The organism is Rhizobium sp. T1470, assembly GCF_042140505.1.
Lineage (GTDB): Bacteria > Pseudomonadota > Alphaproteobacteria > Rhizobiales > Rhizobiaceae > Rhizobium > Rhizobium favelukesii.
In genome coordinates, this window is record NZ_CP148092.1 from 1588011 (window position 1) to 1602638 (window position 14628).

Here is a 14628-nt window from a genome sequence, read left to right on the forward strand (position 1 = left end):
TTTCATAGTTACAACTTTTCGCGGGATTCGTGTTGACGAGTTCGAATTTTTGTCTCAACTTGACGAAAATAAATTACGTAATGGGAACGAGAACAGCATGAAAGTGGGAATTATCGGGCTAGGTTTCCGGCTCGGCTATCTTGGCTACGTCTTCAAGTCCGTGGATGAAAGCTTCGAGATCGTGGGTTACGTCGATCCCGATCCGGCAGGACTTCCGGGGCTTGCTGAAAAAGACATTTCCGCCGGCACCGCTTATGCTTCCCCCAAAGAGCTGATCGCCAACGAAAAGCTCGATCTTTTGATGATCGGTTCCCCGAACCACTTGCATCTCGATCATATCAGACTTGGCCTCGAAAGGGGCCTGAAGGTCTTCTGCGAAAAGCCGATCGTCACGACGATCGCAGAGAGCATCGAACTGGCTCGGCTGATGGCAAAGTTCGGTCACGAGCGATTGATGGTCGGCCTTGTGCTTCGCTACTCCCCACTCTACAAGGACCTGCGCGCGATTCAGGCGGCAGGCAAGCTCGGCCAGATCGTCTCGATCGAAGCCTCGGAGCACATCGAGCCTTATCACGGCGCTTTCTTCATGCGCGACTGGCGCCGCTACGAGCGTTATTCCGGCAGCTTCATGCTGGAAAAGTGCTGCCATGACCTCGATCTCTACAACGGCGTCGTCGGTGCCCGGCCTGAGCGCGTTGCAAGCTTCGGCGGTCGCAAGAGCTTCACGCCGGCCAACGATCCCGCTCGCGAAGGCATCAACGACCTGGAGCTGTTCCATCGCAAACCGAGCGGCTGGATGGGCTCCGACAAGGTGTTTGATAGCGACGCCGACATTATCGACTATCAGGTGGCGATCGTCGAATACGCCAATGGCGTCGGCATGAACTTCCATACCAACCTCAATGTTCCCGACCAGTTTCGCCGCTTTGCGATCATGGGATCGCGGGGCATGGCCGAGGGCGATTTCGTCCGCGGCTATCTCGACGTCCATGAGCAGCTGACAGGCAAGAAGGTCGTCGAGAACAAGTACGCGGCGACCGAGCTGTCGCAGCATTACGGTGCCGACGAACAGATGGCCGCCGACCTGCTCGACAGCGTGCGCACCGGCACCGAGCTTCCCGTCTCTACACTGAACGCCCTCGAAGCCGGTATTCTCGCCCTGTCCATGGACGAGGCGCGCATGACGAAGGCGGTGGTCGATCTGCGCCCGGTGTGGGACAGGTTTGACGAAGCCCTGCACGCAAGAGCGGCTTGAGGAGGGCGGCAAGATGAGCGTCCAACGCAACGCAGTCATCTTCGCCTGGATCCTTCTCCTTCCGGCAGTGCTCTACGTGGCGGCGATCGTCGCCTATCCCCTGGTCGATACCTTTATCCTGTCCTTCACCGATGCGTCTTTGAAAAAGACGACGAATTGGGTCGGCTGGGTCAACTACAGCAAGATCTTCAATGCGACCTTCGCCGAAGTCATCCTGCGGACGTTCATCTGGACGTTCTTTTCCGTCTCCATCAAGATGATCATTGGCGTCTTCGGCGCGACGATGCTGAATTCGGCGGTACCAGGCAGGGCGCTCTTTCGCGTGCTGACTATGCCGCCCTGGATTGTCCCCATGGCGATCGGCATCTTCATGTGGGGCTGGATGTATAACGGCCAGTTCGGGATGATTTCCGGCATGCTGCAGCGCTTTGGTCTGGTGGACGCTCCGGTTGCGTTCCTCGCACAGGGTTCCACGGCGTTCTGGGCGACGATTATCACTGACGTCTGGATCGGCGTCCCACTCGTCACGCTCTATATGCTAGCGGCCATGCAGGCGATTCCGCAGGATCTTTACGAGGCCGCCTGGACGGACGGAGCCGGCCGTTTCTACCGCTTCCGGCGCATTACCCTGCCGTTGATCGTCCCTTCGCTGATTACCATGTCGATGCTGTCACTCATCGCCACCTTCAACTCCTTCGATATCATCTGGATCCTGACGCGCGGCGGTCCGAGCGGCGAAACGACGACGATGATCATCGACACGTACCGCACGGCGATTGGTTCGAACAAATACGGTGAAGGGGCTGCACGCGCCGTGCTGATCTGCATCTTCCTGTCGATCTTCTGTGTTTGCTACTTCCGACTGACCAGCCGTCTTGCTTCCGGAGACAAGCGATGAAACAACCCCATCTGCTGATCAATCGGTACAAATGGTATGAGATCATCGGCATCTATGCCGGCATCCTGGTGTTCCTCACCTTCGTGCTCGCTCCCTTCGTTGAGGGCTTCCTTGTCTCGCTGAAACCGCTCAGCCAGCTTTTCTCCTCGCCTTATCGTTTCATTCCCGAGAACGGTTCCTTCGAGGCGTACCGGACGATGTGGATCAGCGTGCCGGGCTTTGCCCGCTACATCTTCAATTCCTTCTTCATCTCGACGGTCGTGACCGCTGTCGTTCTGGTTCTCGTCATCCCTGCCTCCTATGCGTTCGCACGGTTTGAATTCAGAGGCGCTGGGCTGTTGCTCGCTGCGTTCCTGGCGGTCAACATGTTTTCGGGAGCGGTGCTGCTCATTCCGCTCTTCCGGTTGATGCGCTCGCTCGGCCTGCTCAATACCTATTTTGCCATCATGGTTCCGGGTGTCGCCTTCCTCATTCCGTCCGCGATCTGGCTGCTCAGAACCTACATGATGCGCATTCCCAGGGAGTTGGATGAGGCGGCCTTTGTCGACGGCGCCAGCCAATTCTACACGCTTCGCCGCGTCATCTTGCCGATCGCGATGCCCGGGATCATGGTCGTTGCAATCACCACCTTCATCGGCTCCTATGCCCAGCAGTTCATCTTTGCGCTCACCTTCAATTCCAAAACCGAATTTGCGCCTTTGCCAGTCGGGCTGTTTGCCTATTTCGGCCGCCAGGAGGTGGTCTGGAATGAGCTGATGGCCGCCAGCTTCGTCGGCATCGCGCCGGCCATGATCGTGATTTTCTTCCTTCAACGGTATCTCGTCAGCGGGCTAACCGCGGGCGCGGTGAAACAGTAAGTCAACCACCAGAGAAAAAACGGGAGCTAACAAAGTGACGATTCAATTCAAGACCGGGCTGATGGCCCTTGCCCTGCTCGGCTCCACCGCGCTCGGCGCCATGACCGCGCACGCCGCTGACCAGGAGATCAGCTGGATCTATTGCGGCGACAAGATCGACCCCATCCATGAGAAGTACATCAAGGAGTGGGAAGGCAAGAACCCAGGCTGGAAGGTCACGCCTGAGGTCGTCGGCTGGGAGCAGTGCCAGGACAAAGCCACGACGCTTGCCGCCGCGGGCACGCCTGTCGGCATGGCCTATGTCGGCTCGCGCACGCTCAAGGAATTTGCCCAGAACGACCTTATCGTGCCGGTGCCGATGACCGACGAGGAGAAGAAGAGCTACTATCCGAACATCGTTGATACCGTCACCTTCGAAAACACCCAGTGGGGCGTGCCGGTCGCCTTCTCGACCAAGGCTCTCTACTGGAACAAGGATATCTTCAAGCAGGCCGGCCTCGACCCGGAAACACCGCCGAAGACCTGGGCTGAAGAAATCGCCGCCGCCAAGCAGATCAAGGAAAAGACCGGCATCGCTGGATACGGTCTCCCGGCAAAGACTTTCGACAACACGATGCACCAGTTTATGCATTGGGTTTACACCAATAATGGCAAGGTCATCGACGGCGACAAGATCGTTATCGACAGCCCGGAAGTGCTGGCAGCGCTCCAGGCCTACAAGGACATCACGCCTTATTCCGTCGAAGGCGCAACCGCCTACGAGCAGAACGAAATCCGCGCCATCTTTCTCGACGGCAAGGTCGGCATGATCCAGGCAGGCTCGGGTGCCGCTGCCCGCCTCAAGGACACCAAGATCAACTGGGGCGTTGCACCGTTGCCGCTCGGCCCTTCGGCCAAGGGTGAAGGTACGCTGCTCATCACCGACAGCCTGGCCGTCTTCAAGGGCACGGGTGTGGAAGACAAGGCAATCGAATTCGCCAAGTTCATCACCTCACCGGGCCCGCAGGGCGAATACGAGCTTCAGGGCGGTGCAGGCCTCACGCCGCTGCGTCCGTCTGCGAAGGTTGACGAGTTCGTCAAGGCTGATCCGTCGTGGAAGCCGTTCATCGATGGAATCGCTTTTGGCGGCCCCGAGCCCCTCTTTACCGACTACAAGGGCTTCCAGAATTCGATGATCGAGATGGTCCAATCCGTCGTGACGGGCAAGGCCCAGCCGGCCGATGCCATCAAGAAGGCTGCTGGCGAGATCGAAGCGTTCAAGTAAGCCTTTGTCGGGATCGCGGGCGCAACAACCGCGATCCCCCACTTACAGTATGCATGCCGCAGGGGCGGCGACCGGAGACAGGTTTTGGGACAGCTTCTTCTCAACAATGTTCAGAAGTTCTACGGTGACTTCGAGGTTCTCAAGGGCATCCAGCTCGAAGTGAAAAACGGCGAGTTCGTGGTCTTCGTCGGGCCGTCCGGCTGCGGCAAGTCAACGTTGCTGCGGATGATTGCCGGCCTCGATGCCACGACGGCGGGCGACATCGTCATCGACCGCCTCAGGGTCAATGACCTGCCCCCGGTTAAGCGCGGTATCGCCATGGTGTTCCAGTCCTACGCGCTCTACCCGCACATGAGCGTTTTTGAAAACATCGCTTTCCCGCTGCGCGTGGAAAAGATGGAAGAGGCGAAGCTAAAGGCCAAGGTCGAGCACGTCGCGCGCATCCTTCACCTCGATCAGCGTCTGCAACAGCGGCCTGGAATGCTCTCGGGAGGTCAACGCCAGCGTGTGGCAATCGGTCGTGCGATTGTGCGCGAGCCGAAGATCTTCCTGTTCGACGAACCGCTTTCCAACCTCGACGCGGCGCTGCGCGCCGACATGCGTATTGAGCTTGCCAAGCTGCATCGGCAGCTGAAAGCGACGATGATCTACGTCACCCATGACCAGATTGAGGCGATGACCATGGCCGACCGGATCGTCGTGCTGAACGCCGGCGAGATCGCGCAGACCGGCGCTCCGCTGGAGCTTTATCACAAGCCCGCCAATATTTTCGTCGCAAGCTTCATCGGCAATCCGAAGATGAACTTCCTGCCCGTCACCTGCACCTCTGTCGGCGATGCCGGTGTCGAAGTCGCCTATGAGGGGCAAAAGGCGGTGATCCCGGTCACCCCCCGTCAGGGCGCTGTTGGCAAGGCGCTGACGCTCGGCGTGCGTCCTGAGCACATCCAGATCGGTTCCGGCGACATCGCGCTTACCGTTGTGCCAACGGTCATCGAGCGACTTGGCGCACAGACCGTGGCATACGCATCGCTTGACGGCGAAGGCGAGAATTTCTGTGCGACGCTGCCGGGCAGCGCCGGCGTGCGCCCAGATCAGCCGATTGTAGCTGGGATCAACGTCGCCGACTGCCATTTGTTCGATCAGACGGGCATATCGTTTGAACGCCATGTCGAGCTGACCGACATCGACATGAACCTGCTCGATCCCACAGCCGCCGCTTGATCAGCGGCGCCGCGCCTCAATACAGAGGATAGAAGAGCCTGTTGGCGGGGTAGGAATAGGCGCCGCGGTCGACGATCCCCAACCGGTACATGCAGCTTCTGAGCGCTGTGACGTGCCAAGGATTTGCCGGATAGGGTGAGCCGCGGTGGACGGCCTCGGGCTCGCAATAGCGATAAGCCCTGTCAAACCGCGCTAGAAGCACGGGATCGGAATCCATCCGTACGCCATGATAGGTCTGCCATTGCGCCGGCGGTTCAGCCGCCGAGATCGCCAATAGGCTTGCTGCTATTCCCATTGCAACAGAGACTCTCATCGACTTGACCTCCCGCGCGCCTAATGCCCGCGCAAAAGAAGATGCTTTTCAATCGCGTAAGGTCAAGAGGCGTACATCAAAGGAAGGTGCTAAGGGCGACGGGGCCCTACCACACTAGGCCACGTGCGGTTACATCCTCGACGCGCGTTACCACGCCATTACGATGAAAAACCATCGTGTCAAACAGATTGGAAACAACGCATGTGTGGTTGGGAATGATCCGGATCTTCTCTCCGATCTCAGGGCGCCGATCGCCACATTTCGCCAGGTCAATGACGCCGTGCTCCTCAGACAATCCGGTGATCACCGCCTCGGGGTAACCGACCACCGTTCCGAAGTCGGTAAAGCCGAGCAGATCGGAGGTCAGGGCCTTTGATCCGGCGTCGATGACGGCGCGATCCGCCGTCGGGCGGGACACGACCGTTGCCAGCACATGCATGGCGCAGTCGGCTTCGCTGCAGTGGCCAGCGCGGACCATGGAGCGATCGTTATAGATATACGTACCTGCGCGGTGCTCGGTCGCGGCGCCGACGAGATGCGCCTCGAAGAGGCTTGGCGTGCCGCCGTTGCTGACGATCGGGCAAGCGATCCCATCAGTCTCTAAGAGCAATAGTGCTTCGCTGAGGAAGGCTTGCACCGCATCGGCCGCGCCGGGCTTCGGGTAGTTGAGGAGACCACCGAACGAAAGGCCGGGGGCATCGTTAATCCGCTTTGCCAAGCTTCGTGCTGCTTCAGGTGTCTGAACGCCGCAGCGTCCGCCGCCGGTGTCGCATTCAACCAGAACAGTCAACGGTTTGCGGGATGCGAAGTAGGAGGACAGGCCATCGATGGTCACCGTGCTGTCGGCAACGACTTTGAGAGCAGAGATCCGGTCGTTGAGCGCGCCAAGGGGCTCGAGCTTTTGCGGGCCGACAATGTTGAAGGTGATCAGGATATCGTCGAAGCCAGCGGCAGCAAAAACCTCCGCCTCGCTGATCTTCTGGCAGTTGATGCCTTTCGCACCCGCCGCGATCTGCTCGGCAGCAAGCGCTGGGATCTTATGCGTCTTGATATGCGGTCGAAAGTTCAGCCTGTGCTTGTCCATGTAGGCCTGCGTGCGGGCAATGTTCGCCGCCAGGCGATCCTCGTCGATGATGGGCCGCGGCGTCGCAAGATCAGCGACCCTGTCGCCCGGTTTGGCGACGACGGCGTACGGATTTTCCTGCATGTGTGACGCTGCTCCGCGTTAGCGGCCGTGGGGATTTTCGACCATCGGCCAGATGTTCTTCGGCGCCCGACGATAGGGTGTCTTGGCCGGATTGTTGGGATAAGGCGTTCCGGCCGAGCAGTAGATGATCTGCGCGGCGATTTTGGAGAACGATGCGAAGAAATGATTGGTCGATTTGATGACCAGGACCTTCTTCGACAGCGGATCGATGCCCATTGCGGAAAACAGGCTTGGATCGAAACTTTGCGCGCGCGTCGAATTCAGGATGATATCGATGCCGTCAAGCACGATATGGGCTGCGTCCCCGAATGGCGCAAAGCTTTCCCCAAAACGCATCTGTGCATTGGTGACGAGCTTGACGATCTTGACGACGCCATCGACCGGATTGCCGGTGCCGGGCGCGGACTTGGCGCCGAAGCGCAGTGGGATCTCGGCCCCCTCGCCGGCCGCCATGCAGATCTGTACGGCCATCGGATCCCAGATCGTACCGATCGCGACACCTGTTGCGCCCCGGGCGAGGAGTTCCTGCAAGACAACGGTGGCATCTCCCGCGGTACCGCCGCCAGGATTGTCCCAGACGTCGGCGATGACGACGGGCCATGACTGTGCTGCCATTGCCTGCCCAACAGCCTCAATCTCGTCGATCTGTGGCATGATGAAGGTGCCGCGCTTGGAAAACAGCTCAAGGCCGAGTTCGCGCGCCAAGGTATTGCCCTTCTCCAGCTCGTCGTTGGTGACAACAAGCATCTTGGTGCCCATTTCCGGTACGTCGCCCGCCATGAACCCATGGATCACCGAGATCGACAGGATATCAGCATCGTCCTTTTCCATGCGCATGATCTTGTCGACGAAGGAGCGCATCGGGTCGCGCGAGGTGGGATAAACGTCGATCATGCGGCAGTCAAAGACAGACATGACAGGTGCCACTCTACCTTCCAGCGTCTCTACGGCAATCCGCCAGAGATCCTCGGCGCGATCGACGAAGTCCGTGTGCGGGAACTCCTTGAAGTAGATGAAGAAGTCTGCTGCCCCTAGCCGCTTCGCGGTCAGATGGCTATGCGGATCAAGCTCGGCACAGACAAGGACGTCCGGCCCAACGATCTCGCGCACGCGCACGAGTATGTCACCCTCCGTATCCTCGTAGCCGGCCGCGACCATGGCGCCATGCAGGCCGAGGACAACGGCGTCGACCGGCATCGCAGCCTCGAGCTGGGTCAGCACCTCGTCGCGCAGCCCTTCATAGGTCGAGCGGCTCACAAGTCCGGCCGGATCGGCCCAGGCGGCCGTTCCTTCGATCAACACCCATCCCTTCTCGGCGCAGACGCGGCGTCCAACCGTGATGGGTGCCGAGCAGAGTGTCGGGGTTTGCGGGTGCTGGCCAGGGGGCGCATAAAGAGATGCCTCGAAGGCGCGCCGGTCGACGCAGATGGGAGAAAAGGTATTCGTCTCGGTTGCGAGCGCCGCCGTGAAAATGCGCAAGGGTTCAGCCTTTGTGGTTGATCAGCCCATCGGGTTCGGCAGGTAGCCGGTAAAGCCGCATATCTTCCAGCGGCCTTCATGCAGGCGGCAATAATAAAGCGTTTGCCACTGCATGACATCACGCGTGCCATCGGCTTTGGCGAGCCCGCCGTCGAACTTCTTGCGCACGAGCGCCATGTCACCCTCAACCTCGATGTCCTCAAGCGTGGTGGTCGTGAAGATCGCGGTGCGGGCATCTTCAGCGAAAGATTGCGTTGCAAAGTCCTTCGCCTGGCGCAGCCACTCGTCGCGATAGGCCGATAGCGTCGGAAATGCCAGACGCCAGTTGTCGGCGCTCACCTGCTTGCGCCCGTCTATGCCGATGAAGCCGTCTTCGACGAAATCATGCTTGACCATCGACCAGTCGGCGGCGAGGAATGCATCGATGTCGCGGGGAACCAGCATCTCCCAGATCGAATGCCGGGCAACGTCGGAGGCCGGAAAGGGGTTTTTGAAAGGATTACGCATTATCTCTCCCCCGGATTGAAATTCTTTTCATGATTGGTGTTTTTCACTGGTCAAATTCCGCTTTCTATGGTCACTTGTCAACTTAATACGAAAATAATTTGCAAGGATCGATCAATGTCCATCAAGCGTTATGGCACGGTTCAAAAGGGTGCCGGGGGCAAGCCCCTGCCCTTTGCGCGCGCCGTCGAGGCCGACGGCTGGCTTTATGTCTCGGGCCAGGTCGCCATGGAAAATGGCGAAATCATCGATGGAAATATTGTCGCCCAGACGCATAAGACGATCGAGAACGTGCTGGCTATTCTCAAAGAGGCCGGCTACGGCGTCGAGAACGTGGTTCGTTGCGGTGTGTGGCTCGATGATCCGCGCGATTTTTGGACATTCAATGGTATCTATCAGCAGTATTTCGGCGACCACCCGCCGGCGCGGGCCTGCGTGCAATCGTCGATGATGGTCGACTGCAAGGTTGAAATCGACTGCGTCGCATTTAAGCCGAAGGATCGATAGCGCAAACGACGGCGGGTGGGATGGATATTTTCTCGACACTGCAGGAAGAAAAGGCCCGGCTTTCGCCCTCGGAAAACCGTATCGCCGACATCCTTCTCAACGACTTCGAGTTTGCGGTGAATGCCTCGATCATCGAGCTTGCCGAAAAAGCAGATGTATCACCGCCCACGGTCACCCGCTTCTGCCGCCGGCTCGGTTGCGAGAGCTTTTCCGATTTCAAGGTGCAGCTCGCCAGGACAGCCTATGTCGGGATGCGCTACCTGAAACCGGAGCCGAAAAGCACCAATCCGGGGGATGTCGCGCAGGATATCATCACCAAGGCGCAGAACGCGCTTTTCCTGCTTCATCGTTCCCTTGACCTTGCGGCAATCGAGCTTGCGGCCGAGCGGCTTTCGCGCGCCGACATGATTTATGCCTTCGGCTCCGGCGGCAATTCGTCGATGATTGCCAACGAATTGCAGAACCGTCTGTTTCGCTTCGGCCTGCATGTGACTGCAAGTTCCGATCACGGCATGCAGTTGATGATGGCCGCCGCCGCCAAACCGACCGACGTGCTGATTGGTTCCTCCTTTAGCGGGCGCAACGCCGAGCTCGTGCGCGCCTTCACCCTGGCGCGCGCGTCCAGCGTGACGACGATCGCGCTCACCCAGAGTAGTAGCCCGGTCGCGCAAGTGGCAGAGATCGTCGTGCCGATCGATCTGCAGGAAGGAAACAATATCTTCCGGCCGACCTCGACGCGCATCGCCTATCTGGCGGCCATCGATATTCTCGCCAGCCTTGTTGCCTACGCGATCCAGCCAAAGGCGGCAGTGGTCCTGCGCCGCATCAAGCAGCAGCTTGTCGCCCACCGCGATGGCGATGACCGGCAATTGCTCGGGGACTAGAGAATTCCATGCCAAAAGGGGATGCGCAATGACACAGACGGTAGCGATCGTGACCGGTGCTGCGGGCGATATAGGGCGCACCATTGCTGGGCGCCTGGCACAGGATCACGACATCATACTTTTGGTCGACATCGACGTTGCCGCCGCCGAGAAGGCGGCACGCGCGCTGGGCTCGGCCGATCGTTTTGTCGCCTACGGCTGCGATGTGACCAGCGAAACAAGCGTCGCCGAAATGGCAAAGCGGGCCGCCTCGCTCGGTTCCGTCAGGACGCTGGTCAACAATGCCGGTGCAGCGCGCGCCGTCAGCCTGCATGATACGACCCCGGAAATCTGGCGCATGGACAATGCCCTCAATCTCGAGGCTGCCTTCCTGTGCTTCCGGGCCGTGGAGGATCTGCTCGCGGCGTCGAAAGGCTCTGTCGTCAACATCGCATCCGTCAATGGCATGAACGTCTTCGGCCACCCGGCCTATAGCGCTGCAAAAGCGGGACTGCTTCATCTCACCAAACTGGTGGCGGTGGAATATGGCAAGTTCGGTATTCGTTCGAATGCTGTTGCGCCCGGCACGGTGCGCACGCAGGCATGGGAGGCGCGCGCTGCCGCCAACCCGAACGTCTTCGAGGAAGCTCGCCGCTGGTATCCGCTGCAGCGCGTCGTCGACCCCGCGGATGTTGCAAATGCCGTCGCATTTCTGGCCGGACCGCAGGCTGCGGCCATCACCGGCGTCTGCCTGCCGGTGGATTGTGGTCTGACCGCCGGCCAGGCGGAACTTGCCCGCACTTTTTCGCAGTCCGAGCACTATTGAAAGACACGCTTAGAGAGGAACAGATATGACTGTGGCGCCTTATCGCCTGGAGAGCTCGTGGCATCCTCTTGGCGGCCCGAACGGCCGCTTTACCTTTTCCCTTTTCAATCTCTGCGACGTCGCGCTTTCCGGTTTTACGCTGGTCTATACGTCGCTGACGCGCGTCATCGACCCGAAGGCCTGCGAGAACGCAACGTTTCTGCGCCGCAATGCCAATTTCCATGAGTTTGCTCCGCCAAAAGGCTTTTCCCTCGAACCCGGCAAAAGCTGGACCTTCACCGTCAGCGGCCTTCACAGGCCCGCTCGCCACTGCACGGATGGCGCAAAGTCAGCTTACGTGACGTTGGCGGATGGGAAGCATGTGACGATTGGTGTTTCCGATCTGCTCCTCGAAGGCCGCGTCAACGAACCGCCGCCGGTACTTCTGCCGGAAGGCAGGCTCGAGCTTCCATTCTCGCTGCAGCCCTGGCCGGCAGAGATCGATGCCAAACCAGGTGATGACTTTCCCGTTGTTCTCTATCCGGCGGAAGGATCATCGGGAGACGACCTGCGTGCCGTCTCGACTGTCCTTTCGCTCTGCCGGCGCCTCTTCGAAAGCGATCATACGCCCTTCAATCTCGTCGCCTCGCCGCAGGGCCGGGCCCTGCAATTCTTGGTTGACGCGACGATCGCCCCGGAAGGCTACACGCTCGCCTTCTTTGCCTCGCAGATCACATTGTCCTTTGCTGATGCGGCCGGGCGCCAATATGGACTGACGTCGCTTGCGCAGCTGCTGCACGGCGCCCGCAGTCAGCCGCAGACGTTTTGCTTCCCCGTTGCCGGCTCGATTTCGGACAGGCCCCGATATGGCTGGCGGGGCTGCCATCTCGACGTTTCGCGGCAGTTCTATCCGACAGCTGATATCAAGCGGCTGATCGACATCCTCGCTTGGTTGAAGCTCAACATCTTCCATTGGCATCTGACCGACGACGAGGCATGGCGCCTTGAGATCAAGGCGTATCCGGAATTGACGGCAACAGGCTGCCTGCGCGGTCCCGATGAGCCACTCCTGCCGCAACTCGGCAACAGTGCCGAACCGGTTGGCGGCTTTTACTCTCAGGACGATGTGCGTGAGATCGTCGCTCACGCGGCGAAATTGAGTGTCGAGATCATCCCCGAGATCGATATTCCAGGCCACAGCACGGCGACCTTGACGGCGCTGCCTGATCTGGCAGACGGCCAGGAGGCGCCGGAGAGCTACCATTCGGTGCAAGGATATCCGAACAATGCCCTCAATCCGGCGGTGCCACTGACCTATGAATTCCTCGAGAAACTATTCGACGAGATGGTCGAACTTTTCCCCTCGTCCTACCTGCACATCGGTGGCGATGAGGTGGCGAATGGCTCGTGGCTTGCGTCTCCGCTTGCCAAGACGCTGATGGAGAAGGAGGGAATTTCGGGCACGTTCGCGTTGCAGTCCTATTTCTTGAAGCGCGTCAAGGAAATGCTGACGGCGCGCGGCCGCAAGCTGGCGGGCTGGAACGAGGTGGCGCATGGCGGCGGTGTTGCCGCCAGGGACACGCTGCTCATGGCGTGGGAGAACCCGCAGGTTGGCATCGATCTTGCCAAGCAAGGCTACGAGGTCGTCATGACCCCTGGCCAGGCCTATTACCTCGATATGGTCCAAGCGGAAGCGTTTCAGGAGCCGGGCGCAAGCTGGGCCGGAACCGTGCCCCCGGCCCACACCTATGCCTATGAGGCGGAGGGCGACTTTCCGGAGGAATTGAAGGACAAGATGAAGGGTGTCCAGGCCTGCATCTGGTCGGAGCACTTCCTGTCGCGCGGCTATTTCAACCGGCTGGTCTTCCCCCGCCTTCCTGCGATTGCGGAAGCCGCATGGACGCCGCGGGCGATGAAGGACTGGCATCGCTTCGCCGCAATCGTGCCCCTGAGCCCGAAACTGTGAGGTCGGCGATGCGGATCGCGGTCGGCGGAATTCACACGGAATGCAGCACTTATTCGCCGGTGCTAATGACAATCGAGGATTTCCGCGTCCTTCGCGCAGAGGACCTTCTTGGCTCGGACTATTTCAGCTTTCTCAATGCGCACGAGATTGAGCATCTTCCGCTTCTGCATGCACGCGCAGTGCCCGGTGGCCCGGTGTCACGGGCCGCCTACGAGACATTCAAGGCGGAGTTTCTCGATCGTCTGCAAGGTGCCTTGCCAGTCGACGGTCTCTACCTTGCCATGCATGGCGCCATCAATGTCGAGGGAATGGACGACGCCGAGGGAGACTGGATTGCGGCCGCCCGTTTGGTCGTTGGTCCGGACTGCATGATCGCAGCAAGCTACGATCTGCACGGCAATGTCAGCCAGAAGATCGTCGACCAACTCGACATATTCGCGGCCTATCGCACCGCCCCGCATATCGATGTTCGGGATACGATGGTGCGTGCCTGGTCGATGCTGGTCGACGCCTTGAGGACAGGCAAGCGGCCGGGTGTAGCTTGGGCGCCAGTGCCCGTTCTCTGGCCGGGGGAGCGAACATCAACCGAGGTCGAGCCTGCAAAGCGCCTCTACGGGATGTTGCCCGACGTCGATCAGCGTGACGGCATCCTCGATGCCAATCTGATGATCGGCTATGTGTGGGCGGACGAGCCTCGGGCGACTGCCTGCGCGATCGTCACAGCGACCGACAAGCGGGCGGCAGCGCAAGCTGCAGAAGAGATCGCGCTTTCTTACTGGAATGCGCGCGATGACTTCGCCTTTGGTCCAGTGACCGGTGTGCTTGACGCCATGCTCGACATTGCCGAGAACGCGTCGACGGCGCCCGTGGTCCTTGCCGATTCTGCTGACAATCCGACCGGCGGCGGCGTTGGCGATCGGGCTGACGTCCTCAAGGCATTGCTGGCCCGTAGATTTGACGGAGCGCTGCTTGCCGGCATTGTCGACCGGCCGGCCGTCGCGGCATGCTTTGCCGTCGGCAAGGGCGCAAGGATCGAGCTGGACATCGGCGCAACCCTCGACCCGTCGAGCGTGCCTGTCCACATTGAAGCCGATGTCGTCTTCCTCGACGACCCTGGCGCTGCGGCCGAGCGCCAGGCAGTGGTGAGGACTTCAGGCATTACGGTCGTGCTCGCAGCGCGACGGCGCCCCTATCACAATATCACCGATTTCACACGCCTTGGCCTCGATCCGAAATCGGTGCGCATGCTGGTGGTGAAGTCCGGCTATCTTTCTCCGGAGCTGGCGCCAATTGCCAATCCGAACCTGATGGCTTTGACGCAGGGCGTCGTCAACCAGGATATCGAAGGTCTGGTCAGCAGGCGACGCACCCGACCGGCCTTCCCGTTCGATCGCGACTTTGACTACGCACCGCGGGCGCGCCTTTCTGCGCGCTGGCAAGACTGATTTTTTGTCCCGGCAGGTTTCGGCGTTGCGCCGAACCTGCTAAG

The 14628-nt window shown here is 59.9% G+C and carries 14 protein-coding genes; 10 read left to right on the forward strand and 4 right to left on the reverse strand.

Annotation, left to right across the window (positions count from 1 at the left end; all coding sequences use genetic code 11):
* Positions 1-97: 97 nt before the first annotated feature.
* The 5 genes from WGT02_RS28905 to WGT02_RS28925 all read left to right on the forward strand — a co-directional run bounded on the left by WGT02_RS28905 (position 98) and on the right by WGT02_RS28925 (position 5495).
* Positions 98-1255 carry a Gfo/Idh/MocA family protein gene (locus WGT02_RS28905; protein WP_208246526.1) on the forward strand — a complete coding sequence of 386 codons (1158 nt, stop codon included), beginning with the start codon at positions 98-100 and terminating at the stop codon, positions 1253-1255.
* A 13-nt stretch (positions 1256-1268) separates the two neighbouring features.
* The gene (locus WGT02_RS28910; protein WP_024314629.1) at positions 1269-2153 is read left to right on the forward strand and encodes a carbohydrate ABC transporter permease; all 885 of its coding nucleotides are present in this window, start codon (positions 1269-1271) and stop codon (positions 2151-2153) included.
* Positions 2150-3010: a carbohydrate ABC transporter permease gene (locus WGT02_RS28915; RefSeq protein ID WP_024314628.1), complete on the forward strand. Its 861-nt coding sequence runs from the start codon at positions 2150-2152 to the stop codon at positions 3008-3010. The genes WGT02_RS28910 and WGT02_RS28915 overlap by 4 nt, the downstream gene beginning before the upstream one ends.
* 61 nt (positions 3011-3071) lie before the next feature.
* Positions 3072-4274: an ABC transporter substrate-binding protein gene (locus tag WGT02_RS28920; protein ID WP_093041276.1), complete on the forward strand. Its 1203-nt coding sequence runs from the start codon at positions 3072-3074 to the stop codon at positions 4272-4274.
* 84 nt (positions 4275-4358) lie between these two features.
* Positions 4359-5495, forward strand: coding sequence for an ABC transporter ATP-binding protein (locus WGT02_RS28925; RefSeq protein ID WP_208246528.1), 1137 nt, complete (start codon positions 4359-4361; stop codon positions 5493-5495).
* Positions 5496-5511: 16 nt separating this feature from the next.
* Here WGT02_RS28925 and WGT02_RS28930 read toward each other — a convergent pair whose 3' ends face one another.
* The 4 genes from WGT02_RS28930 to WGT02_RS28945 form a co-directional block, all read right to left on the reverse strand.
* Positions 5512-5808, reverse strand: a complete 297-nt coding sequence (locus tag WGT02_RS28930; protein ID WP_024314626.1) for a hypothetical protein — start codon at positions 5806-5808, stop codon at positions 5512-5514.
* 106 nt (positions 5809-5914) lie between these two features.
* The gene (locus WGT02_RS28935) at positions 5915-7015 is read right to left on the reverse strand and encodes a D-TA family PLP-dependent enzyme (RefSeq protein WP_208246530.1); all 1101 of its coding nucleotides are present in this window, start codon (positions 7013-7015) and stop codon (positions 5915-5917) included.
* A gap of 18 nt (positions 7016-7033) precedes the next feature.
* Positions 7034-8494: a M81 family metallopeptidase gene (locus WGT02_RS28940; protein WP_208246532.1), complete on the reverse strand. Its 1461-nt coding sequence runs from the start codon at positions 8492-8494 to the stop codon at positions 7034-7036.
* Between the two features lie 21 nt (positions 8495-8515).
* Complete coding sequence (locus WGT02_RS28945) at positions 8516-9001, reverse strand: hypothetical protein (protein WP_208246533.1); 486 nt, start codon at positions 8999-9001, stop codon at positions 8516-8518.
* A 114-nt stretch (positions 9002-9115) separates the two neighbouring features.
* On the opposite strand from WGT02_RS28945, the gene WGT02_RS28950 reads away from it, so the two are divergent.
* From WGT02_RS28950 to WGT02_RS28970, 5 genes are read left to right on the forward strand one after another with little or no spacing between them, the layout of a single operon-like run.
* The gene (locus WGT02_RS28950) at positions 9116-9505 is read left to right on the forward strand and encodes a RidA family protein (RefSeq protein ID WP_024314622.1); all 390 of its coding nucleotides are present in this window, start codon (positions 9116-9118) and stop codon (positions 9503-9505) included.
* Between the two features lie 20 nt (positions 9506-9525).
* Complete coding sequence (locus tag WGT02_RS28955) at positions 9526-10389, forward strand: MurR/RpiR family transcriptional regulator (protein ID WP_208246535.1); 864 nt, start codon at positions 9526-9528, stop codon at positions 10387-10389.
* Between the two features lie 28 nt (positions 10390-10417).
* Entirely contained in the window at positions 10418-11194 is a 777-nt protein-coding gene (locus WGT02_RS28960) for an SDR family oxidoreductase (RefSeq protein WP_208246537.1), read from the forward strand.
* Positions 11195-11219: 25 nt separating this feature from the next.
* Positions 11220-13139 (forward strand): beta-N-acetylhexosaminidase, encoded by a 1920-nt coding sequence (locus WGT02_RS28965; protein WP_208246539.1) that lies wholly within the window; start codon positions 11220-11222, stop codon positions 13137-13139.
* An 8-nt stretch (positions 13140-13147) separates the two neighbouring features.
* Positions 13148-14584, forward strand: coding sequence for a M81 family metallopeptidase (locus WGT02_RS28970; protein ID WP_208246541.1), 1437 nt, complete (start codon positions 13148-13150; stop codon positions 14582-14584).
* Positions 14585-14628: the final 44 nt, after the last annotated feature.

Excerpts from the sequence above, each read along its gene's own strand:
- WGT02_RS28905 (WP_208246526.1), top strand. The coding sequence starts at position 98 with ATGAAAGTGGGAATTATCGGGCTAGGTTTCCGGCTCGGCTATCTTGGC.
- WGT02_RS28910 (WP_024314629.1), top strand. The coding sequence starts at position 1,269 with ATGAGCGTCCAACGCAACGCAGTCATCTTCGCCTGGATCCTTCTCCTT.
- WGT02_RS28915 (WP_024314628.1), top strand. The coding sequence starts at position 2,150 with ATGAAACAACCCCATCTGCTGATCAATCGGTACAAATGGTATGAGATC.
- WGT02_RS28920 (WP_093041276.1), top strand. The coding sequence starts at position 3,072 with ATGGCCCTTGCCCTGCTCGGCTCCACCGCGCTCGGCGCCATGACCGCG.
- WGT02_RS28930 (WP_024314626.1), bottom strand. The coding sequence starts at position 5,808 with ATGAGAGTCTCTGTTGCAATGGGAATAGCAGCAAGCCTATTGGCGATC.
- WGT02_RS28935 (WP_208246530.1), bottom strand. The coding sequence starts at position 7,015 with ATGCAGGAAAATCCGTACGCCGTCGTCGCCAAACCGGGCGACAGGGTC.
- WGT02_RS28945 (WP_208246533.1), bottom strand. The coding sequence starts at position 9,001 with ATGCGTAATCCTTTCAAAAACCCCTTTCCGGCCTCCGACGTTGCCCGG.
- WGT02_RS28950 (WP_024314622.1), top strand. The coding sequence starts at position 9,116 with ATGTCCATCAAGCGTTATGGCACGGTTCAAAAGGGTGCCGGGGGCAAG.
- WGT02_RS28955 (WP_208246535.1), top strand. The coding sequence starts at position 9,526 with ATGGATATTTTCTCGACACTGCAGGAAGAAAAGGCCCGGCTTTCGCCC.
- WGT02_RS28960 (WP_208246537.1), top strand. The coding sequence starts at position 10,418 with ATGACACAGACGGTAGCGATCGTGACCGGTGCTGCGGGCGATATAGGG.
- WGT02_RS28965 (WP_208246539.1), top strand. The coding sequence starts at position 11,220 with ATGACTGTGGCGCCTTATCGCCTGGAGAGCTCGTGGCATCCTCTTGGC.
- WGT02_RS28970 (WP_208246541.1), top strand. The coding sequence starts at position 13,148 with ATGCGGATCGCGGTCGGCGGAATTCACACGGAATGCAGCACTTATTCG.